This window comes from Massilia sp. Se16.2.3 (assembly GCF_014171595.1).
Lineage (GTDB): Bacteria > Pseudomonadota > Gammaproteobacteria > Burkholderiales > Burkholderiaceae_D > Telluria.
Genome location: NZ_CP050451.1, coordinates 3,451,780 through 3,473,312 on the forward strand (window position 1 = coordinate 3,451,780; position 21,533 = coordinate 3,473,312).

A 21,533-nucleotide genomic window follows, 5' to 3' on the forward strand; every position below is an offset into this window, starting at 1 on the left:
AGCGCATGAAGGATTTCAGCGGCAAGGTGGCCGTCATCACCGGCGCGGCCAGTGGCCTGGGGCGCGAATTCGCCGACATCGCGGCCGGCCTGGGCATGAAGCTGGTGCTGGCCGACGTGCAGGCCGACGCGCTCGAGCGCACCACCGACGACATGCTGGCCAAGGGCTGCGAAGTGCTGGCCATGGTCTGCGACGTCAGCAAGGGTGCGCATGTGCAGGAATTGGCGGACGCGGCGATGGCGCGCTTTCACGCCATCCACCTGGTATTCAACAATGCCGGCGTCGGTTCGGGCGGCCTGATCTGGGAAAACAGCGAGGCCGACTGGGAATGGGTGCTGGGCGTGAACCTCTGGGGCGTGATCCACGGCGTGCGCGTGTTCACCCGCGCGATGCTCGACTGCGCCAGGCGCGACCCGGCCTACCAAGGACATATCGTGAACACCGCCTCGATGGCGGGGCTGCTCAATGCCCCGGCGATGGGCGTCTACAACGTCTCCAAGCACGCCGTGGTGTCGCTCTCGGAAACCCTGTACCACGACCTGCAGCTGGTCGATGCGCCGATCGGCACCTCGGTACTGTGCCCTTACTTCGTTCCGACCGGCATCAGCCAGTCGCACCGCAACCGTCCTGACGAACTGAAACCCGACGGCGGCCCGACCCCGAGCCAGATGGCGGCCCAGGTGCTGACCCACAAGGCGGTAGAGTCCGGCAAGGTGTCGGCGGCGGACGTCGCACGCATCACATTCGACGCGATCCGCAACAAGCAGTTCTACATCTTCTCGCACCCGCATGCGCTGGGCGGCGTGGCCGAGCAGATGGACGCTATCCTGCACGGCAAGAACCCGCCGGATCCGTACGCGGCGACGCCGCACATCCGCGAGATGCTGCGCTCGCGGCTGTAAGACCGCTACTTGCCGTCGGCCAGGCCGGTGCTGGCCGCCGTCGGATCGTTGCGGGGCAGCTCATCGGTCGAGCTGCCGCGGTTCGGGGTCTCGCAGCCGAGCAGGGCGCCGGCAAGTCCGGCGGCGAGCAAAAGTCGGGAGAAGCGCATGGGAGCCTCCGTGCGGTGATCGAGTCGCGATGGTGGCGCTGTGGTGCGGGGCAGGTTTGATCTCGCTCAAACCGTTCGATGGAACGCAAACCGTAGCGTGGGCACCCCGTGCCCACGCGCTAGAACGGTCGCTTTCGTAGGGTGGGCTCTCGAGCCCACGCGGTCACCCGGTAGCGAGCCGCTGCGCTCGATCTCGCCTGGGGCGAGCTCCACACTGGACTTCCAAAGGCCGTTTCGACCATCATGCGCTCTACAGCGTGGGCTCGAGAGCCCACCCTACGAAGAGCCACGGCCAGCACAACCTCAGGGCTGCACCGTCCGCTCCTGCAACTCCGGCGGCGCATGCTCATACAGCTTCACCACCGTCGACGTGCGCGTGCCGTACCCGGGCGTCTCGATGCACACGGCCGACAGCACCCGCTCGAGGTCAATTGGCACACCGGTTTCCGGCAAACGCGTATCGGGCGCGCGGGTAGTGTCGGCCAGCATCTCGAAATAGGCGTCGTCCGGCGCGCCCTGGCACAGCAGGCTGGCGAACTGGGCCTTGGTGCGGGTCACCTTTGGCCAGGGCGCGTCCAGCAGCCCGTTCGAGACACCATAGATGCGGCCCGGTTCCAGAGGCTTGCCGTTGCGCTCGTCGCCCCCGGCGCGGTTCGAATACCAGTACAGGGCGCTGGCGTCGCCCAGCACCAGGTTGTAGCCATTGTAGACATCGCCGCGCGCGGCCACCAGATCCAGGTAGTCGGCTGCCGACAGCGAACCCTTCAGGAAGTCCGCCACCAGTTCTCCCCGCGACGGCGCATTCGCCCGGCCTTCGCCGGGCGCGCGGATATTGGTCAGGGGCGGCGAAACGGGGGCCGTTCGGCCCCTCGCGCGTGATGCCCATCCAGCTGCCGCCGTGCTCGAGGTCGCGCCCGGCGATGACGTTCGGCTGATCAAGCCAGGGTGCGGCGGGCGCGCTGGGACGGTCATAGAATTCGTCGCGGTTGGCGCAGGCGACCACGGGCACGCCGGGGATGACCCGCCAGGCAAAAACGATCAGGCACATGTGGTCAGCTCCATGAAGACTTCGGCGCGGCGCGGACCGGCGATCAGGCCGCCGAACCCGTCGGCCACGGCGGCCGCTTCCAGGCGGGCGGCGAAGGATTGGAGCACGCCGGGATAGACTTCCATCCAGGTCTGGAGGCCATCCTTGCTGCCAGGACGGCGCATGAGCTGCCTGCCGGCGACGTCCGCCGCGGCGGCCGCCGGGAAAGCGCGCACCAGCGGCGCCAGACGCGCGGCATCCTCGTCGCGCACCTTGTAGTACACGTAAAGATCGATCATCAGAGATCGAGCGCGTCGAGGGAATACGGCAGCGGCGCGAACCGCAGCACCGCGCCGGCGGCCGAACCCAGGCGCACGTCTTCCTCGAGCGCGCCCAGCTTGACCTCGACCAGGGCGTCGGCCCCGCCCAGGCCATTCGGCGCGGCGTTCACGACCATGCCGCAGGGCTGGTCCGGGTCGTTTGTCGAAAACACCTCGTCGCCGGCGCGGGCAGCGGCGTTCTCGATGCTTGCCAGCGCGGTGCGGCGCTTGAGCTTGCCCAGATACTGGCTACGCGCGACGATTTCCTGGCCCGGATAGCAGCCTTTTTTGAAATTCACGCCGCCCAGCAACTCCAGGTTGACCATTTGCGGCACGAACTGTTCCTGGGTGGCAGGGAGGATCTGCGGCACGCCGGCGTGGATGGCCGCCAGCTGCCAGGCGGCATTCCCGCCCAGTGCCAGGTTCGCCCCCAGGCCCGGCAGGGCGGCGATCGCCCGCTCGCTTGACGTCAGCCAGAGGTAGCGCGGCGCGCCAAAGGCGTCGTGCAGGCGGACCAGGGTGCCGTCCGCGCCGCTTGTCATGCCCAGCGTCGCGCCCGGCAAGGCCAGCCCGGCCGCGCGCAGGGGCCGCTTCGCCGGCCGCGCCGCCGACACCGAGCACCGCGGTGACTGGCGCCTCGTCGGTGGCGTCGCGCAGCTTGGCCCCGGCACGCAGCACGAACATCGACAGGCGCTTTTGCAGGGGGCGCCTGCAGCGCGCGCGGCAGCTGCAGCCAGACCGTGCCTTCGCTATCGCGCCAGATCAGGAAGGTGGCCTGCAGCCGGCCCTTCGGGGTGCAGAAGCCGGCGAGGCGCGCTTCACCCGTGCCCAGGTGCTCGACGTCGTTGGTGAGCTGCTTGTGCAGGAAGGAGGCCGCGTCCTCGCCGGCGACGGCGATCAGGCCAAGATCGGTGACGGGTGCGACGAATCCGGCCGAAAGGTCGGCAGTGGTGAGCGTGCGGCCGAAATCCTCGACCTGGCTCGCTTCGTCGATATGGAAACGGGCGCCGTGCGACGCCAGATATTCTGTCCAGTTGCTCATAAATGGAATATGCTTTGCGGTTTAGGCTTTAGAATGACGGCCTCATTATAGAGTTGTCGAGCATTTCGCGCCGGAGACGGCGCGGACGCGGCGAAAACCCGCGCGCGCCCTCGGGGCGATCAGGGTCGCCACCGCGTCCATAACCAGAAAAAAGAGAATGGCACTGATTAAAAAAACCATCGTTGTCGGCGTGATCGTGTCAATCGCGGCCGTCGGCGGCTTTTCCTGGTGGTCCAGGCTGCCGCTGACCACGACCGAGCCGCCCATCGACTTCACCATCGCCCCAGGCAGCGGCGTGAATGCCGCGGCCCAGCAGATGGCCAAGGCAGGCGTACCCATCAATCCCTTCCTGTTCCAGGTGCTGGCGCGCCTGACCGGCGACAGCGCACGCATCAAGGCCGGCAGCTACGAGTTGAAACCCAACACCTCGCCGCGCGGCCTGCTGCGGCAACTGGTGCGCGGGGAATTCGCCCAGGAAGCGCTCACCATCATCGAAGGCTGGACCTTCCGCCAGATGCGCGAAGCCATCGCCGGGGCCAAGACCCTGCGCCACGACACCGACAAGCTGTCCGATGCCGAGCTGATGGCGAAGGTGTCGCCTGACTTCAAGCAGCCGGAAGGACTGTTCTTCCCGGATACCTATCTGTTCGCCAAGGGCGCCAGCGACCTGCAGATTTATAAACAGGCGCACCAGATGATGCTGGCGCGCCTGAACGCGGCCTGGGAAAAGCGCGCGGCCGACCTGCCTTACAAGACCCCCTACGAAGCCCTGATCATGGCCTCGATCGTCGAAAAGGAAACCGGCCAGAAGAGCGAACGGGGAATGATCGCCGGCGTGTTCGTGAACCGCCTGCGCACCGGCATGATGCTGCAGACCGACCCAAGCGTGATCTATGGCATGGGTGCGCGCTACGAGGGCAAGATCGCCAAGAAGGATTTGCTCACCGACACCCCGTACAATACCTACACCCGCTACGGCCTGCCGCCGACGCCGATTTCGCTGCCGGGCCTGCAGTCGCTGAGCGCGGCCCTGGCGCCGGCAAAGACCGAGGCCCTGTATTTCGTCTCGCGCAACGACGGCACCAGCCAGTTTTCGGATAACCTGAACGACCACAACCGCGCCGTGAACCAGTTCCAGCGCGGCATGGCCGGTAATGCCAGCAAACCATGACCGAGCGCGGTAAATTCATCACCTTCGAGGGCATCGACGGGGCCGGCAAGTCGACCCATATCGGTTTCGTCGGCGAGTTTCTGTCCTCGAAGGGCAAGACCATCGTTTCCTCGCGCGAGCCGGGCGGCACGCCGCTGGGCGAAAAGCTGCGCGACCTGCTGCTGCACGAAAAGATGCACCTGGAAACGGAAGCGCTGCTGATGTTCGCCAGCCGGCGCGAGCACATCGCCCAGGTCATCGAACCCGGCCTGGCCGCGGGCAACTGGGTGCTGTCCGACCGTTTCAGCGACGCCAGCTTCGCCTACCAGAGCGGCGGACGCGGCATGGACCGGGTCAAGATGGAAGCCCTGGAAGCCTGGGTGCACCCGGCGCTGCAGCCGGACCTGACCCTGCTCTTCGACGTGCCCCTGGAAGTGGCGCGCGAGCGCCTGGACGCGACGCGCACGCTCGACAAGTTCGAACGCGAACAGGAAAGCTTTTTCGAACGCTGCCGCGCCGAATACCTGCGCCGCGCCGCCCAGCATCCCGGCCGCTTCGCCGTCATCGACTCGACGCGCTCGATCGAGGAAACCCGGCATACGATCGCCGCCGCCCTGGAGACCCTGTTGTGACGATTTACCCCTGGCAACAATCGGCATGGGAGCAATTGCAGCAGATGCGCGCGCGCCTGCCCCATGCGATCCTGTTCCATGGCCCGGCCGGCATCGGCAAGGCCGATTTCATCGAATCCTTTGCCCAGGCGCTGCTGTGCGAGCGCGTCCAGCCCGACGGCCGCGCCTGCAGCAGCTGCGCCTCCTGCGGCTGGTTCCTCCAGCACAATCATCCGGATTACCGCCGCGTGCGGCCGGAAGCGCTCGAAGACGAGGCGCCAGATGAAGAGGGCGAGGGCGAGAAGAAGGCCAAGGCCAGCAAGACGCCTTCGAAAGAGATCAAGATCGAGCAGATCCGGTCGCTGGCCGACTTCATGAACATCTCGACCCACCGCCAGGGCCTGCGCGTGGTGGTGCTGTACCCGGCCGAGGCGCTGAACATGCCGGCCTCGAACGCCCTGCTGAAAACCCTGGAAGAGCCGCCGCCGGGCACCGTGTTCCTGCTGGCCTCGAACGGCCTGGACCGGCTGCTGCCGACGATCCTGTCGCGCTGCCGCAAGTTCGCGCTACCCATGCCCGACCATGCCGCGGCGCTCGCCTGGCTTGCCGGGCAGGGCGTGCAGGATGCGGACAGCTGGCTGCGCGAGGAGGGCGGCGCACCGCTCGCCGCGCTGGCCCAGTCGCAAGGCGGCAGCCGCGAGGAACTCGACACGCTGCTGCAATTCACGGCACGGCCCAGCGTCGAGGGCGCCCTGCGCCAGGCCGAAAAACTGGCCAAGGGTGCGCTGGCGCCGCTGGTGGCCTGGCAGCAGCGCTGGCTCTACGACCTGCTGGCGATGAAGCTGGCCGGCAGCCTGCGCTACTATCCACGTTACCAGAAGGAACTTGCAGCCTTGGCCGCCAAGGTGCACACTGCGAATCTGTTACGTGCAATCAAGTCGACCAACGAACGGCGCGCTGTCGCGGACCATCCGCTGTCAAGCAAGCTGTTCATCGAGGACATGCTGCTCGACTATACGGCTTGTTGCAGCCCCGCTTGAAAGGATTACGATGTCCGGCAATATTCCCGACCCCAACTCCGTGCTCGTTCCCAGGCCGTCGGTCCTGTCGCTCGCCATCAAGGAAAAGGCCGCTCTGTACGCGGCCTACATGCCCTTCCTGAAGAACGGCGGCATGTTCGTGCCGAGCACCAGGCAGTACAAGATCGGCGACGATATCTACCTGATCCTGTCGCTGATGGACGACCCGAACAAGTATCCGATCGCCGGCAAGGTGGCCTGGATCACCCCGGCGGGCGCCAACAACAGCAAGGCGCAGGGCATCGGCGTGCATTTCCCGTCCGACGAAACCGGCCAGCGCGCGCGCGCCCGCATCGAGGAAATCCTGGGTGCGGCGCTGCGTTCCTCGCGTGCCACCCATACCCTGTAATCCGCCTATCTCCCGCTTGCGTTCCATGCCGTCCTACGTCCACCGTCTTGCCCGCCGCGTCGACTTGCCCGTCATCGTCGACATCTACAATTCGACCGTCGCCTCGCGCGAAGTCACCGCCGACACCGAGCCGGTCTCGGTCGCCTCGCGCGAAGCCTGGTTCGACGAGCACACGCCCGAGCGCCGTCCGCTGTGGGTCATTCATGATGCCGAGGATCGCTCGGACAATCCGGCAGTCATTGGCTGGATGTCGTACTCGAATTTCTATGGCCGCCCGGCCTATTCTGGCACGGCCGAGCTGTCGATCTATATTGCGGAGAACTGGCGCGGCCGCGGGATCGGGAAGTATTGCCTGGAGCAGGCGATCGCGTTTGCGCCGGAAATCCGTGTCCACACCCTGCTCGGCTTCATCTTTGGCCACAATGGGGCAAGCCTGGCACTGTTCCGCAAGTTCGGCTTCGATACCTGGGCGCATTTCCCGCGCGTGGCGAACCTGGACGGGGTCGAGCGCGATCTGATTATCCTGGGCAAGCGCGTCGTCGATTGACGTGGCTGTGAACAGTCGAGCGTCCGCTGCGTTCACAATTGCCTCCGTGATACCTCGCATGTGTGCCCGCACGGATTGAACGCGTGGGCGGCGTACCCGCAGCGTCTGCTCATCCCGTAGGGTCCAGCCGCACACCCTACGTGACGCATCGAGGCGCATGCCCGTACAATATCGGCATGTACATCGATTCCCATTGCCACATCAACTTCCCCGAGCTGGCCGCACGCATGCCCGAGGTGCTCGCCAAAATGGCCGAGAACCGCGTCACCCACGCGCTCTGCGTCTCGGTCGACCTGCCGGACTTTCCTTCGGTGCTCGCGCTGGCCGAGCAGTATCCGCACATTTACGCCTCGGTCGGGGTCCACCCGGACTACGAGGACACACCCGAGCCGACGGTCCAGCAGCTGGTCGACCTGGCCCGGCACCCGAAGATCGTCGCCATCGGCGAGACCGGGCTGGACTACTACCGGCTGCAGGGCGACCTGGAATGGCAGCGCGAGCGCTTCCGCACGCACATCCGCGCCTCGCGCGAGAGCCGCAAGCCCCTGATCATCCACACCCGCGCCGCCAGCGAAGACACCATCCGCATCATGCGCGAAGAGGGCGCGGGAACGGGCGACGGCGGCGTCGCCGGCGTCATGCACTGCTTCACCGAGTCGCTGGCGGTGGCCGAGGCCGCCATCGAAATGGGCTTCTATATCTCGTTTTCCGGCATCGTCACCTTCAAGAGCGCAAAGGAGCTGCAGGCGGTGGCGCGCGCCGTGCCGCTCGAGCGCATCCTGATCGAGACCGATTCGCCCTACCTGGCGCCGGTGCCTTACCGCGGCAAGATGAACGAGCCGGGCTACGTGGCCCACGTGGCCGAGTTCATCGCGACCCTGAAGGACCTGCCGCTGCGCGAAGTGGCCGACCGTACGACGGAAAACTTCTTCAACCTGTTCCAGCACGCGCGCGCCTAGCATGGATCCACGCCGCCGCATCGTCCTGCTTCGTCTCCTGCAAGGCTCCCTGCTGGTCCTCGGCGCCCGCGCCGGGCTGCTGCAGGCGGCGCCCGCTGCGCCGACCGCCGAACAACTCACCACCTTCTTCCGCGCAGTGCAGCTGGACGACGCCAGGACCGTGCAGGCCATGATCGGCAAGGTGGTCAACGCCAACCAGCGTAACCCCCTCGGCGGCGAGCCGGGCCTGGTGCTGGCCCTGCGCGAGGACGCGATGCGGGTGTTCCAGGTCTTTCTCGACCATCCCGGCACCGACCTGGAAACCCGTGCGGCCAACGGCAATACCGCCCTGATGATGGCGGCGTTCAAGCGCCAGCGTGCGGCCGTGGATGCGCTGCTGGCCAGGGGGGCGAAGGTCAACGGCGCCGGCTGGACCGCCCTGCATTATGCCGCTGCCGCCGGCGACGACGGGATCGTCGAACTGCTGCTGGCCAGAGGGGCAAAGATCGACGCCGTTTCGTCCCTCAAGAGCGGTGCCTACACGCCGTTGATGATGGCCGCGCGCGAAGGCCAGGACGGCACGGCGCTGCTGCTGCTGAAAAAGGGTGCCAACGCAGGCCTGAAGAACAGCGAAGGCTTGAGCGCGGTGCAGATCGCGGAACGGGCCGGCAAGTCGCGCGTGGCCGAGGCGATCGCCCGCGCCCTGCGCTGATTCTCCGATCGCCGCATGGGCAGTCCCGCGGCCGCGTCGTCGGGCGAACTGACAGGTGTTCCCCGCCTTGCTCTTCATTTCGTTTGAGCAACTCGCACAGCATAATCTCCTTACCGTATCGCTGACTCTATCGATTTGCGGCCGGGCGTCGATCGCCAACCGGCCGCCTACCAAGGACATCCCATGCTGAACGAACGCGAAATCGAAAGCTGCTACCTCGGGCAATTCATCCCGGTCCACTATCACCACAACATGCTGATGGACCCGAAGCGCATGGATGCCTTCCAGGCAGCCATCGCCCACGCCGTGCGTCCCGGCATGAAAGTGCTGGAACTGGGCGGCGGCACCGGGGTGCTCTCGTACTTCGCGGCCCAGCAGGCCGACAAGGTGTATTGCGTCGAGTTCAACCCCGACCTGGTCGTCGAGGCGCGCCGTTTCCTGGCGAAGAACCCGAACGGGCACAAGGTCGAGGTCATCCACGCCGACGCCTTCGACTACCTGCCGCCGGAGCCGGTCGACATCGTCATCTGCGAAATGATCCACGTCGCCATGCTGCGCGAAAAGCAGGTGGCCGTGATCGAAGCCTTCAAACAGCGCTACCTCGCACGTTTCGGCGGCCCGCTGCCGGTCTTCATGCCCGAAGCCGTGGTGATGGCGGTGCAGCCCATGCAGCAGGACTACAGTTTCCACGGTTACTACGCGCCGATCGTGCAGTTCCACGACACCGAGACCGCCTATCCGGGCACGGTCGGGCTGGCCCAGCCGGCCGTCTACAGCGTGCTCGACTTCGCCGGGCCGGTCGACAGCCTGATCGCCTGGCGCGGCAGCTTCACGGTCGAGCAGGACGGCGTGCTCAATGCGCTGCGCTTCGTTACCAAGAACGTACTGTCCATCGTGCAGGAGCAGGGCGGCACGATCGACTGGCTGAACCATTACATGAGCCTGCCTTTGGTGCGCGAGCTCGAGGTGGTGGCCGGCGACGTCGTCGAGGTGGCGTTCCAGTACCGTGCCGGAGCCTCGATCCCCAGCCTGCAGGCCTCGCTGCGCGCGACGCTTGCCTGCGAGGACGATTTCGCGGCCGAGGCCGTGGCCACCGCGCCGGCGCGCACGCTCGCCTTCGCCTGAAGGGCGAGGCGCAATCCCTCATCGGCACATTGCGCATCCTGGCCCCGCCAGGATGCCATTCGTCGCATCCGGCTGGAAACGGGGCAGGGAGACGCCCTAGACTGGCGCTTCATCTTCAACGTGGAGCGCATCATGTTCGGTTTTCCTGCTCTGGCTGCTGCTATTGTTCCTGTGCTGGCCCATCGCGCTGCTGGCCCTGGTGCTGTACCCGCTGGTCTGGCTCTTGCTGCTGCCGCTGCGGCTGCTGGGCATCGCCGTCGACGGGGTGTTCGAGCTGCTGCGCGCCGTCCTGATGCTGCCGGCCCGGGTACTGGGAAGGAATCCGCGCTAGCGATGCCCTGGCCAGCTCTGCCCGGCAGAGTGTGGGGCAATTAACAGACGCGGGGCGCATGATCCCCTACTGTGGAGTCGAACGCTTTCACCCGAAAGCGCGCTTTGACTGTAAGGAAAAGATTATGCGCCTGGACATTTACCGCAGAGCCGAAAGCGACGGCAAGTTCTCCTACTTGGTCGTTCCGGAAACCCGCAATATCCCCGAAGAAGCGACGAATACCGACTGGGAAGTGGAGGCCCGCGCCTTCGAGATCGACGACAATGCCGACCAGCTCCCCGACTACGACATCGCCAACCTGAGCGGACAGCTGGCCGAAAAGGGCTATGCGATGACGGCATTGCACTGATGCGGCGCTGACACCGCATTACCACCGCGCCGGCGCCATGCTGCCGGCGGCGAACTTCGGCATGCGCGCGACATCCTGCCGGGTTTTCGCCGGGGGCACCGACGAGTCCCTGGCGGATATGCTATTCTTGCGCCCTATGTAAATCGACGACGGCCTGCGGGCGCGTTCGGGGGAGGGCGACATGAAGTGGACAGTGGTGGGTTTCTATTTCCTGACGGTTCTCCACATTCACTTCCGCGGCAAGGTGCGCCTGCCATTCGGCCGCCAGTTGTTCGACCACTCGTCGTTCATGGCCCCCATCAATTTTTTCATGCACCTGTTTTCGCGGGTGCCGAGCACGCCCTACATTCCCGTACAGGATTTCGCCGAGCTCGCGCCACTGCAGCAGAACTGGCAGATCATCCGCGCCGAGGCCGAGCAATTGTTGGCCATGAAGAAGATCAAGGCCGCCGAAAAGAACGACGACGCCGGCTTCAATTCCTTCTTCAAGACAGGCTGGAAACGGTTTTACCTGAAATGGTATGACGCCAGCCATCCTTCGGCCGAGCGCCTCTGCCCCCAGACCTACCGCCTGCTGCAGTCGATTCCCTCGGTGAAGGCCGCCATGTTCGCCGAGCTGCCCCCGGGCGCCAGGCTCAACCCGCACCGCGATCCCTTCGCCGGATCGATGCGCTACCACCTGGGCCTGGCCACGCCGAACGACGACCGCTGCTTCATCGAGGTCGACGGCGAGCGCCACAGCTGGCGCGATGGCCAGGGCGTCATCTTCGATGAAACCTTCATCCACTGGGCCGTGAACGGCAGCGAAACCGACCGCATCATCCTGTTCTGCGACGTCGAACGTCCGCTGCGCTTCCGCTGGATGGGGGCGATCAACCGCTGGCTGGGTCGCACCATGATGACGGCGGCGAGCTCGCCCAACGAAACCGGCGACCAGACTGGCCTGGTGAGCAAACTGTTCCGCATCTCACACGTGATGGGCGGCTACCGCCGGCGCTACAAGGCCTGGAACAAGACGGCCTATAAGGTGACGAAGGTCGCGCTGATCGCCGGCCTGGCGGCGCTCATCTACTGGATCTGAGCGGCGGATTGTCGTCATCGGCACCCGGACTTTCGGGATCCGCGCTGTCGGGATCCGGTATGACGCGGGTGAGCTTGTAGTCCTCGACGGAGCGGGCCAAAGCCAGGCCGAGCACGTCCTTTAACTCCTCGGGCTGGGTGCCCTTGTCGAGCTGCTGCCTCGCGAAGGTGTTGCGCAAGGTCCGGCCCCCGGAGCGCGCCAGGTCCATGCCCGCGCGTTCGAAGGTCGCACGCATCTGCATGTAGACGGTCTTGCGCGTCATCCGGCCGCCGCTCAGGTTGGCCGGGAACACGAACTGCCCAGGAATCGCCATCGCTTCGCGCTCGGCAAGCCAGGCGCGAAGCTCCTCGGCCCCACGACGGGGGAGATTCACCTCGTGTTCATGGCTGGTATCGTGCTTTTCCTCTGGGGTGATCGCCAGCATGATCGACCCGTCGAGCGCGGCCTGCCTGCCCACTTCGGGTACGAGCAGGCCGACCGCTTCCGACACCCGCAAGCCCGCCAGCGCGATGACGACCTGCATGACCCGGTCGCGCCGGCGCTTCCAGCCAGCGAACGCGCTGGTGCGTCCCGGGTGGGGAGCCTGCGCCGTCAGGGCGGCGAAAAAGCGCTCCAGTTGTTCGTCGGACAGGGTACGCCCGGCCTCGTCCTTCGTCATGTGGGCGCGGTCGATGGCGAGGATCGCCTGCTGTGCCGGGTTGGGCGTCACTTCCAGATGTTCATAACACCGTTCCAGCAGGCGAAGGTAGCGATAGGCGATCTTGCTGTTGAGGACACGCTTGCCCTTGACGGTACGGTTCACGAAGCGTTCCAGGTCAGCCTGGGTGAGGGTGGAGAAGCTGAGCCTTTGTTCGGCCATCCAGTCCGCGAAACTGCCGAACATGAAGACATAGATCTTCGCCGACGCGGCCGAGAGCAAGCGCAGGGTGCCGTCGGCGCGCGTACGGCGGCCAGTCTCGGCAAAGGCCTCGGAGGTAAGGAACTGCTTGAATGACCGGATCGGGTCGGCATTCCACGACGTCAGGGTGCGCATGGCGAAATGTGTCGGATGGGGATGGCATACCTTAACATAAAATGGTAACTAACCCACGAGACGCCCGATACACACCTATATCCTGACGGATGCGGACTACCGGATAAACTGACTCTACACAAGGCAGGCCAGCAAAAGCGGGGGCGGCCATTCGTCGACCCGAACCAGGAGCGGAAACGCAAGGAACGCAACCTTCGCAGACGTGTAACACTGGCGTCTCTGCAGCGGCAAGGCTTGACGGGAGACGGGCAGGGCTGTGCAAATCGAGGAGGGTGGTCGACCGGCGCAATGCGGCTCGGTCAGTCTGCACGGCCCGTCTCCTGGCAGGCATGTTCGCCGAAACGCCTCCGATCCCAGCCGCAACCGGCGCCGCGCCGCCACGGCCGGACTGCCTGAAGTTGAGAGGAAGGGTACAGCGCCTGTCAGCGGTACACCAGCACCGGAATGGCGCTGTGCACCAGAACCTTCTGCGTCTCGCTGCCGAGCAGCATGGCGCCAACCCCGTGACGCCCGTGCGAGGCCATGATGATCAGGTCGCAGGCGCGTTCGCGCGCAACGCGCAGGATTTCCTCGTAAGGCCGGTCCGACCGGGCGAGCAGCGTGCTGCACGGCACATCAACGGCGCGCGCCGCGTCGGCCAGGACCGCCAGGTAGCCGGCACCGCGCCGTTCGCTGTTTGCGAGGTAATCCGTTTCGGTCATCTCGATCGATTCGGCGTCGAAAGTGAAGGTGCGAAATGCCGGCAGCACTGTGATGCCGGTGAGCTCGGCACCGACCTCCTTCGCAAAACTCACGCCCGCGAGCAGGGCGCGCTGGGACAGTTCCGACCCGTCCGTCGGTAGCAGGATGTGCTTGAACATGGCCGCTCCTCAGTGGCTGCGGCGGCGGGCGCCGCGTCGTCGCCAGTCTCGCGCCGGTCGGTGCTCCCGGTTTGATCGCGCTCAATCGAGTGCGCATGGGGGCGTCAGCTTGTGTTGACGAAACATCAAGGATATCCTGTAGCGCTGCCTGCTGTGATGCGTCGGACTTGCCTGCGCCGCGCGCGCAAGTCCACAGTCACCGCCATTTCACAGGGTCCCATGTTCATCCTGAACCGCTCTCATGCCGACGACATCGACCAGGTGCTCTTCGAACTCCACCGGAACCCCGCGGCGACGACCGAGCTGGAGCGGCTCGGCAACCTGTTCGCCCAGCGTGCTTTCCTGCGCAAACTGGCAGCCATCCTGCGCGCCGCCTCGCAAGCGCACCGCACGCCCGGGACGAGGGTCACGGTCCAGCTTGACTGGATCGACAAGCGTCCTTACCTGGCTTCCATATCGACGCCAAAGGTCTGGCACAACAAGGTGGAAGTAGGGGACGCGGCGGTATTTTTCATCGATGAAATCCGCGCAAGGCCATCGTCGCCCGTGCCCCGTACCGCAGTGGCGGCGTCCGGCCTGATCCTGCAGGCCAAGCGGACGACAGCCTTCAGTGCGCAGCTCCCGACTGTGCACGTCCACAATAACGCGTCCTCGCGCAAGGAATACGCGCTGCTGTCGGCCTGGCCGCCGGCGGATTTGTACCTGTCGACGCATCAGTCGAGTCTGCTGCTGTCGGGCCTCGACTTCCAGACAGGTTATCCTGCGCTGGACCAGGCCAACACCCGTGCCCGGGGCTGGTACGTCGTCACACCGAATTCGCAGCCTGCGCAGATCGTCGGGACCGCCGGCAGCTACGGGTTTGTCCCTCCGTATGACCGCGACTGGCGTTCGCCATGGATGGGGGCACCGTCCGTGTTCGGCCGGCGCTGCGGCCTGACGCTGGGAAGGATGCTCGTCGGATTCTTCACGCGCGCGGCAGCCCATGCACGGCCCCAGCCTGGCGCCATGTTATTTCCGCGCATTGGGCAGGCGTTCGATCTCGTGCGTGGTTGGACGCCGGCCCAGGCCACCGGTTCGGGTTGGGACGACCTGTGCAACGCCTTGCTGTCCTTGAAGAACAAGCGGATCGGAGGACACGGCGGCCCCGGCGCGCGCAGCCATCGCAGCCAGCGCATCCTGGCGTTCTGTTACGAACCGTCCAGGCACGAGGGCTTCGTTGGCGGCATTGCGAAGGCGGCGGACATGGACGAGGAATCAGGCGGCGAGCACGCATATCCGATCCTGACTGTCAGGCGCACGGGATTCTCGGACTGGACGCCCAATGCCCGTGATCGTGACAGGTTTGCGGATGCACGCCATGCCGACGGCGATGGTTGAGGGAAAAGCCGGGAGTATCTCCAGCCTGCCATAACAGCGCATAATCTATATTATGTTAAATGCGCTATGCGGGCGTGGGACTGGTTATGCCCTGTTCGCCAAGACGGGACGCTTGCCGCGAGTGGCGCCTTGCAGGGATGGACGCCGGGCCGCTTCCAGGCCTGGTCTCGACCTGGCAGTCGGCCGATCCCTCGGGTGTTCCCGTCCGCCGCCGTGGACGTGCCCCGCCTTCCCGATTTCGCCTGGCGTTCGCCTGCGGATGAACTCCCCGGGACGATCCACCAGCGCGTGTCGCACCTGTCTTCTGCGCGGACTCGCGAGCGCAACGGGCTGCACACGGGTCGATGCTCGCGTTCGCCACCAGAGGTGGTCGTTACCGCGACAGCCCGGCGTGCATCACAAGACACGGTCCCTGGCGACGCGATCGACGACGCAAGTCGTGCTCGCGTTGCGTGCCGACCGTCCCGTGGGCACGCCGTGGTGGCCAGGTTTCGCGGCGTTCGCGCCGGCGCACGCGGCCGAAGCGATCGGCCGCCGAGGCGCTGCGCCGCCCGACAAGGGAACCACAATGCGCCCGCCGCGTAGCATGGGCCCGGCTGCAAGGACATGATCGCTTGCGCGCACCAGGGAGCACTGACATCCGCCACCAGCCTGGACCGCACGGCTCCCTCGACGACCGAACCGGAGCGCTAGTGACTCATCGGGCCCCGCCCGATGCGCGGCAAGGCGTTTCCGCCAGCCTGACTTGCAGCCATTCCGAGAGGACGATAAGCGTTGTCGTCGCGGCCCGGAGGACCGAACACCGGGCAAAGCGGGTGCCAAGGAGTTGCCGCAGGCTGGATCGACCCGCCAGATCAGGGTGACGGCAGCGCCTGCATGGCGGATCGACGCACACACCCAGTTCTGAACGCGGCTGCTTCACGTCCGGCCCAGGCAAGCGGGAAGGTCGAGCGAACCTCGCCTTCCTGGCACCATTCCGGGCGCCGCTACAAAACTCGACAATATATTTGCTAATGTCGAGTTGGAGAAACCGGTTTCACAAGCGCGGTGGCTGGAACGGTCGCCCGGTGTTCAACGAGCACGAATGTCAGCGCTATTTGCGAAGCGGATGTCCGGACCTCAAGCAGTGCCGACGCGACGCACGCAATGCAGCCGCGATTCCATGCCGCGTACCCGGATCTTCCGGGCACTTCCGTCCGCTCCTGCGGCGATGGGATGGGGTATCCGCAGGGAGCCGCACACCGGCAGACGCCCTGCTGCGCGCATAGGTTCCTCGTCCAGGGACGCTAGCAAACCAGGCCGGTCCGCGCGTGCGCAGCCGGGACATCGATGCAATCGCGCCGCCCTGCCCGCCGCTCACGCAATCCTGCGCACCGACTCCCGCACCACCAGGCTCAGCGACGGCAATTCCACTTCTCCGCCCTTCTGCCCCACCATCCCCAGCATCATCCTGCCGATCCCCATTCCTACGTCGTAGAGGGGCTGGCGCACGGTCGTCAGTGGCGGCGTCGTGTACATCGAGCTGTGCAGATCGTCGAAGCCGACGATGGAAATGTCTTCCGGCACGCGGATGTTGCGGCGGTACAGGGCCAGGCGCGCGCCATAGGCACTCAGGTCGTTGCTGGCGAAGATGGCGGTGAAGCGCTGCTGCGAGGCCAGCAGGCCATTCACGGCCAGCAGCCCGCCGGACTCGTGGAAGTCGCCCGGCACGATCAGGTTCGGATCGATATCGATCTTGTGGCGCGCCAGCGTGTCGCGGTAGCCGGCCAGGCGTGCACGCGCGTCCTCGTGGTCTTCCGGACCGGCAATGAAGGCGATGCGGCGGTGGCCCTGCTCCACCAGGTGTTCGACGGCGTCGCAGGCGCCGCGGTAGTTATCGAGGGAAAAGCCCATCAGGCGCTCGCCCGCAAGCTTGCGGCCGAAAGCGACAATCGGCACGCGCTGCGAATAGCTGCGGATCTGCTCGTCGCTGAGTTTGCCGGTGAGGATGACCACGCCATCGACGCGGCGGCCGATCAGCAATTCGACCCGCTCGGCCTCCTCGTCCGCATGCCAGTGGCCGCTCATGATCAGGAGCGCGTAGCCGGAGCCCTTGACGGCATCCTCGATGCCGATCATCGCCTGGTTGAAGTAGCCACTCTCGAGCGACTGCGTCAGCACGCCAATGGTGCGGGTACTGCCCATCTTCAGGCTCTGGGCCAGGCGGTTCGGCTTGTAGTTCAGTTCCTCGATGACGCGTTCGATGGTACGGCGCTTGTCGTCCGAGACCTTGGCCGTGCCATTGAGGAAGCGCGATACGGTGGCGGGCGACACGCCGGCAATGCTGGCGACTTCGTACAGGGTGGTGGTGCTGTCGTCGGTTTTCATGGGGCTGTAAGCGGCGCCTTCAGGGGTAGGTCGAGTATAGCACGCAGGGTTTTATCACTTTGCCATCACGGCGACGGCTGCGGTCGACACCGGAGCAGCCGACACGCCGGGCCGCATCTCGGCACAAGCAACATGAAAGCGTTTCATAACGGGGTCGGGATAACCTGCCGAAAATTCGTTGTAAAAATTGTTTGACTTCCAAACGAGACGAAATGTACCATGAAATCGTTTTCACGGCCAATGAAACCGATTTCTTAGAAAAGTGGCCGGTCAACCAGTCATTCAATAATTCCAATCGGAGACACGCATGGAAACCTCTGCACCGCAACGCGGGCGGCACGCCAACGCCCAGATCCAGTTCGCCATCCTCACTCTGCTGGCCGGTATCGGCAGCGCCCAGGCACAAAACGCCGACACGCAAGCCGCTGCCCAGTCCCCGGCGGCAGGCAACGCCCAGCCAGCGGTGGCCAGCTCCGATTCGAAGGTCATTCCCGAAGTACGCGTTACCGCGACCAAGCGCAGCACCCCGCTGCAGAAAACGCCGATCGCCATCACGGCGCTTTCCGCCGCTAACCTGGCCGACAACCACGTCCAGACCATGCTCGACGTCGTCGCGCTGGTGCCGGGTTTCCAGGCCACGGCCCAGGGCGACCATGGCGTCACCACCATGACGCTGCGCGGCATCGGCAACGACAGTGCCAAGACCCAGTACGCCGATCCGGAAGTGGCCTCCTTTGTCGACAACGTCTATTCGCCGCGTGCGGAAGGCGCCACCGCGCTGATGTTCGACGTCGCGGGCATCGAGGTGCTGCGCGGCCCGCAGGGCACGCTCTGGGGCCGCAACTCCACGGTCGGCGCGGTCAACATCCAGACGGTCAAGCCGGAACTGAACAGCCGCAGCGGCTACGTCGAGGGCGGCATCGGCGACTACCACCGCTTCGGCGCGCGCGGCGCCGTCAACGTGCCGCTGTCCGATACCGCCGCGCTGCGCTTCGCGATCGTCCACGAGCAGCACGACGGCTATGTCGATTACCAGAACTTCCCGGGCGTGCCGATCGAGAGCCAGCGCGCCGCTTTCGTGGCCGCCGGCGGCGACCCGGCCGCCTTCCGCCCCATCAACGGGAACAACTACGTCATCGGCGGCGACAAGTACAACGCCCAGAACCAGACCGCTGCGCGCGTCAGCCTTCTGTGGAACATCACGCCCAGCGTGCACTGGAACGTCGCCTACGAAAACTTCGCCGACCGCGGCACGCCGAGCGCGAACCTGATGCAGCAGCCGCGTCCCGGCCAGGACCACTGGTCGATGCTCTCCGATAGCGCGCCCTGGATCAAGCGCGACAGCCATAACATCCGCAGCCGCCTGAGCTATGACCTGAGCCCGGACCTGGCGCTGCATTATATTGCCGGCGTCTCGGCCTACCGCGGCTCGATGCGCTTCGACCAGGATGGCGGCTCCGTGCTGCCGACTTCCATCCGCTCGGGCGGGGTCTGGCAGGAGCACACCACGACCGACTCGCATTACCGCAGCCACAGCCACGAACTGGAACTGCAGTCGCTGGGCGCGCGCACCGTCGACTGGCAGGCGGGCCTGTACTACGCCGCGGAAAAGAACGACATCCGCTTCGACATCCCGATCATGAACGGCACCGAGGACGGCACCGTCGTCTGGCAGGGTTCCTTCATCCAGCCGAAGGAGACCGTGGCATCACGCGCTGCCTTCGGCCAGGCCACCTGGAACGTGAGCGATGCCCTGCACCTGACGGGCGGCCTGCGCTACACCCACGACCGCCGCGAAAACGTCGGCGGGCGTGCCTATACCTGGGCCTACGATGCGACGGCGCCGCAGCTGCCGCTCAACCCGTCGATGGACCCGCGCCTGCCGGGCCAGGGTTTCAAGGAAGACGTCCCCGGCAACGATGGCGTGTTCAAGGGCAGCAAGGTGACCGGCCTGGTGCGCGTGAACTACGACCTGGACCGCAACAACATGGTCTATGCCAGCGTCGCCACCGGCTACAAGTCGGGCGGCACCCAGGACCGCGGCCTGACCTACCAGCCCGAGACCCTGACCAACTACGAGATCGGCTCGAAGAGCACCTTCATGGGCGGCGCCGTGCGGGTCAATAACGCCCTCTTCTACTCGAACTTCAAGGACTTCCAGTTCAACTCGCCCGTCAACTTCTCCGACGGCAGCCGCGGCCTGGCGATCGAGAATGCCGAAGGCGCCAAGGTCTACGGACTGGAATCGGAAATCGCGGCGCGCCTGTCCCCAAGCGACCGCCTCTCCATCACGCTCGCCTTCCTCAAGGCGGAGCTGGGCCGCCTGGTCGCCGGCTCGAACGACTACGCACTGCCGCCCTGCACGGTCGACACCCGCATCGCCACCTGCCTGGACGTCAGCGGCAACAAGATGCCGCATGCGCCGCGCTTTTCCACCACCATCCAGTACCAGCACACCTTCCGCCTGGCCGACGGCGCCAACCTGGTCCCGCGCATCACGGCGCACTACGAGACCGATGCGGAACTGTCGGTGTTCAACCTGGGGCCGGAAGACCGCCAGGAAGCCTATGCGACGGGCGACATCGGCCTGCGCTACCAGAACGGCAAGGGATGGTGGATCGATGCCTGGGTGCGCAACGTCAACGACAAGAAGATCAAGACCAGCGCCTTCAACGGCTTCGGTCCCTGGCTGGCGCAGTACAAGCCGCCGCGCACGATCGGCCTGAACACCGGCTTCGATTTCTGACGCCGCGGGCCAGTCACCTGCACCACGCTTGCCCCGTCCATGCCTCGCGCCATGGACGCGGGCCGGCACCCGCCTTCACCAACCAGAGCATTCATGAATACCATATCTGCCTCAAGCCGCGCCGTCGCGGCCAGCGCTTTTCCGCCGGGTTTCACATGGGGCGTGGCCACGAGCGCCTTCCAGATCGAGGGGGCGGCAAGGAGCGACGGCAAGGGCCCGTCGATCTGGGACACCTTCTGCGCCAACCCCGCGAATATCCTCGACCGCAGCGACGGCAGCGTCGCCTGCGACCACTATCACCGCTACCGCGAAGACGTGGGGCTGCTGGCCGGCCTTGGCGTGGATGCCTACCGCTTCTCGATGGCCTGGCCGCGCGTGCAGCCGGCCGGCAAAGGCGCGTGGAATCCGGCCGGCTTCGGTTTCTACGACCGCCTGCTCGACGAACTGGCGCGCCACGAGATCCAGGCCCACCTCACCCTGTACCACTGGGACCTTCCCCAGGGCCTGCAGGATGAAGGCGGCTGGCTCAATCGCGATACCTGCGCACGTTTTGCCGACTATGCCCAGGAGGTGATGCGCCGCTTCGGCGACCGTATCGCGACGATCGCGACCCACAACGAACCCTGGTGCACGGCCAACCTCGGCTACGGCAATGCCCAGTTCGCGCCGGGCGTGGCGGACCTCAAGCAGAGCGTGCAGGTGTCGCACCACCTGCTGCTCTCGCACGGCCTGGCGATGCAGGCGATGCGGGCCGCCGGCGGCAAGGCGAAGCTGGGCATCGTGCTGAACCAGTGGACCGCCGACCCGGCCACCGATTCCGCAGCCGACCGCGCGCTGGCCGAATGGGAGTATGCCCGCTCGGTGCAGTGGTTCATGGATCCGATCTTCAAGGGCCGCTATCCGGAACTGGCCCTGCGCGGCCACGGCGCCAACGCCCCCGTCGTGCACGCGGGCGACTTCGAGACCATTGCCCAGCCGCTCGATTTCCTGGGCTGTAACTACTACTTCCGCAGCTGGTGCAGCGCCGAGGGGCTGCCCCCGCCGGCGCCGCACGGCACCACCGACATGGGTTGGGAAGTCTACCCGCAGGGCCTGACCGAGCTGCTGCTCAAGCTGCGGGGCGAATACGACCTGCCGCCCATGTACATCACCGAGAACGGCATGGCCAGCGCCGATAGCGTGGTCGGCGGCAGCGTCGATGACGCGGCGCGCATCGCCTTCCTGGAAGCACACCTGGACGCGCTGCGCGCAGCCATCGATGCCGGCGTCGACGTGCGTGGCTACTTCCTCTGGAGCCTGCTCGACAATTTCGAATGGAATTCCGGTTACAGCAAGCGTTTCGGCATCGTCCACGTCGACTATGCCACCCAGCAGCGCACGCTGAAGGCGAGTGCCCACTGGTACCGCGATTTCCTGGCCGCGCGCAGCCGCGCCTAGA

The 21,533-nt window shown here is 65.8% G+C and carries 20 protein-coding genes and 2 pseudogenes; 15 read left to right on the forward strand and 7 right to left on the reverse strand.

Features of this window, described 5'->3' with window-relative positions; translation table 11 throughout:
* Positions 1 to 5: 5 nt before the first annotated feature.
* Positions 6 to 902 (forward strand): SDR family oxidoreductase, encoded by an 897-nt coding sequence (locus G4G31_RS15730; protein WP_182988450.1) that lies wholly within the window; start codon positions 6 to 8, stop codon positions 900 to 902.
* Between the two features lie 5 nt (positions 903 to 907).
* Here G4G31_RS15730 and G4G31_RS15735 read toward each other — a convergent pair whose 3' ends face one another.
* From G4G31_RS15735 to G4G31_RS15750, 4 genes and pseudogenes are all read right to left on the reverse strand, one after another.
* Positions 908 to 1,051, reverse strand: coding sequence for a hypothetical protein (locus tag G4G31_RS15735; protein ID WP_182988451.1), 144 nt, complete (start codon positions 1,049 to 1,051; stop codon positions 908 to 910).
* Between the two features lie 303 nt (positions 1,052 to 1,354).
* Positions 1,355 to 2,099: pseudogene (locus G4G31_RS15740) on the reverse strand (NRDE family protein).
* On the reverse strand, positions 2,090 to 2,377 hold the full coding sequence (locus G4G31_RS15745; protein WP_182988452.1) for a DUF4936 family protein: 288 nt from the start codon (positions 2,375 to 2,377) through the stop codon (positions 2,090 to 2,092). Before G4G31_RS15745 ends, G4G31_RS15740 begins: the two are co-directional and overlap by 10 nt.
* Positions 2,377 to 3,440, reverse strand: a pseudogene (locus G4G31_RS15750) (folate-binding protein YgfZ). Before G4G31_RS15750 ends, G4G31_RS15745 begins: the two are co-directional and overlap by 1 nt.
* Before the next feature lie 157 nt (positions 3,441 to 3,597).
* On the opposite strand from G4G31_RS15750, the gene mltG reads away from it, so the two are divergent.
* From mltG to lpxO, 11 genes are all read left to right on the forward strand, one after another.
* Complete coding sequence (mltG, locus tag G4G31_RS15755) at positions 3,598 to 4,611, forward strand: endolytic transglycosylase MltG (RefSeq protein ID WP_182988453.1); 1,014 nt, start codon at positions 3,598 to 3,600, stop codon at positions 4,609 to 4,611.
* Complete coding sequence (gene tmk, locus G4G31_RS15760) at positions 4,608 to 5,222, forward strand: dTMP kinase (RefSeq protein ID WP_182988454.1); 615 nt, start codon at positions 4,608 to 4,610, stop codon at positions 5,220 to 5,222. Before mltG ends, tmk begins: the two co-directional genes overlap by 4 nt.
* A 44-nt stretch (positions 5,223 to 5,266) precedes the next feature.
* Positions 5,267 to 6,241 (forward strand): DNA polymerase III subunit delta', encoded by a 975-nt coding sequence (gene holB / locus G4G31_RS15765; RefSeq protein WP_229425617.1) that lies wholly within the window; start codon positions 5,267 to 5,269, stop codon positions 6,239 to 6,241.
* Between the two features lie 10 nt (positions 6,242 to 6,251).
* Positions 6,252 to 6,629: a PilZ domain-containing protein gene (locus G4G31_RS15770; protein ID WP_182988456.1), complete on the forward strand. Its 378-nt coding sequence runs from the start codon at positions 6,252 to 6,254 to the stop codon at positions 6,627 to 6,629.
* Between the two features lie 25 nt (positions 6,630 to 6,654).
* Positions 6,655 to 7,176 (forward strand): GNAT family N-acetyltransferase, encoded by a 522-nt coding sequence (locus G4G31_RS15775; protein ID WP_182988457.1) that lies wholly within the window; start codon positions 6,655 to 6,657, stop codon positions 7,174 to 7,176.
* Positions 7,177 to 7,352: 176 nt separating this feature from the next.
* Positions 7,353 to 8,135 (forward strand): TatD family hydrolase, encoded by a 783-nt coding sequence (locus G4G31_RS15780; RefSeq protein ID WP_182988458.1) that lies wholly within the window; start codon positions 7,353 to 7,355, stop codon positions 8,133 to 8,135.
* Position 8,136: 1 nt separating this feature from the next.
* The gene (locus G4G31_RS15785) at positions 8,137 to 8,826 is read left to right on the forward strand and encodes an ankyrin repeat domain-containing protein (RefSeq protein WP_182988459.1); all 690 of its coding nucleotides are present in this window, start codon (positions 8,137 to 8,139) and stop codon (positions 8,824 to 8,826) included.
* Between the two features lie 183 nt (positions 8,827 to 9,009).
* The gene (locus tag G4G31_RS15790) at positions 9,010 to 9,951 is read left to right on the forward strand and encodes a methyltransferase domain-containing protein (RefSeq protein ID WP_182988460.1); all 942 of its coding nucleotides are present in this window, start codon (positions 9,010 to 9,012) and stop codon (positions 9,949 to 9,951) included.
* Between the two features lie 163 nt (positions 9,952 to 10,114).
* The gene (locus G4G31_RS15795) at positions 10,115 to 10,282 is read left to right on the forward strand and encodes a hypothetical protein (protein WP_229425034.1); all 168 of its coding nucleotides are present in this window, start codon (positions 10,115 to 10,117) and stop codon (positions 10,280 to 10,282) included.
* A 124-nt stretch (positions 10,283 to 10,406) separates the two neighbouring features.
* Positions 10,407 to 10,631 (forward strand): DUF6139 family protein, encoded by a 225-nt coding sequence (locus G4G31_RS15800; RefSeq protein WP_182988461.1) that lies wholly within the window; start codon positions 10,407 to 10,409, stop codon positions 10,629 to 10,631.
* A gap of 181 nt (positions 10,632 to 10,812) precedes the next feature.
* Positions 10,813 to 11,712 carry a lipid A hydroxylase LpxO gene (gene lpxO / locus G4G31_RS15805; protein WP_182988462.1) on the forward strand — a complete coding sequence of 300 codons (900 nt, stop codon included), beginning with the start codon at positions 10,813 to 10,815 and terminating at the stop codon, positions 11,710 to 11,712.
* Here the strand turns inward: lpxO and G4G31_RS15810 are convergent.
* Positions 11,696 to 12,745 carry a site-specific integrase gene (locus G4G31_RS15810; RefSeq protein WP_182988463.1) on the reverse strand — a complete coding sequence of 350 codons (1,050 nt, stop codon included), beginning with the start codon at positions 12,743 to 12,745 and terminating at the stop codon, positions 11,696 to 11,698. The genes lpxO and G4G31_RS15810 overlap by 17 nt on opposite strands.
* Positions 12,746 to 13,167: 422 nt before the next feature.
* Complete coding sequence (locus G4G31_RS15815) at positions 13,168 to 13,605, reverse strand: universal stress protein (RefSeq protein ID WP_182988464.1); 438 nt, start codon at positions 13,603 to 13,605, stop codon at positions 13,168 to 13,170.
* Between the two features lie 219 nt (positions 13,606 to 13,824).
* Here G4G31_RS15815 and G4G31_RS15820 point away from each other — a divergent pair, with 219 nt between their 5' ends.
* On the forward strand, positions 13,825 to 14,982 hold the full coding sequence (locus G4G31_RS15820; RefSeq protein ID WP_182988465.1) for a hypothetical protein: 1,158 nt from the start codon (positions 13,825 to 13,827) through the stop codon (positions 14,980 to 14,982).
* A 1,356-nt stretch (positions 14,983 to 16,338) separates the two neighbouring features.
* On the opposite strand, the gene G4G31_RS15825 is transcribed toward G4G31_RS15820, so the two are convergent.
* Positions 16,339 to 17,349, reverse strand: a complete 1,011-nt coding sequence (locus tag G4G31_RS15825; protein WP_182988466.1) for a LacI family DNA-binding transcriptional regulator — start codon at positions 17,347 to 17,349, stop codon at positions 16,339 to 16,341.
* A gap of 307 nt (positions 17,350 to 17,656) precedes the next feature.
* On the opposite strand from G4G31_RS15825, the gene G4G31_RS15830 reads away from it, so the two are divergent.
* Complete coding sequence (locus G4G31_RS15830; protein WP_182988467.1) at positions 17,657 to 20,095, forward strand: TonB-dependent receptor; 2,439 nt, start codon at positions 17,657 to 17,659, stop codon at positions 20,093 to 20,095.
* 93 nt (positions 20,096 to 20,188) lie between these two features.
* Complete coding sequence (locus tag G4G31_RS15835; RefSeq protein WP_182988468.1) at positions 20,189 to 21,532, forward strand: GH1 family beta-glucosidase; 1,344 nt, start codon at positions 20,189 to 20,191, stop codon at positions 21,530 to 21,532.
* The last annotated feature ends 1 nt before the right edge of the window (position 21,533 follow it).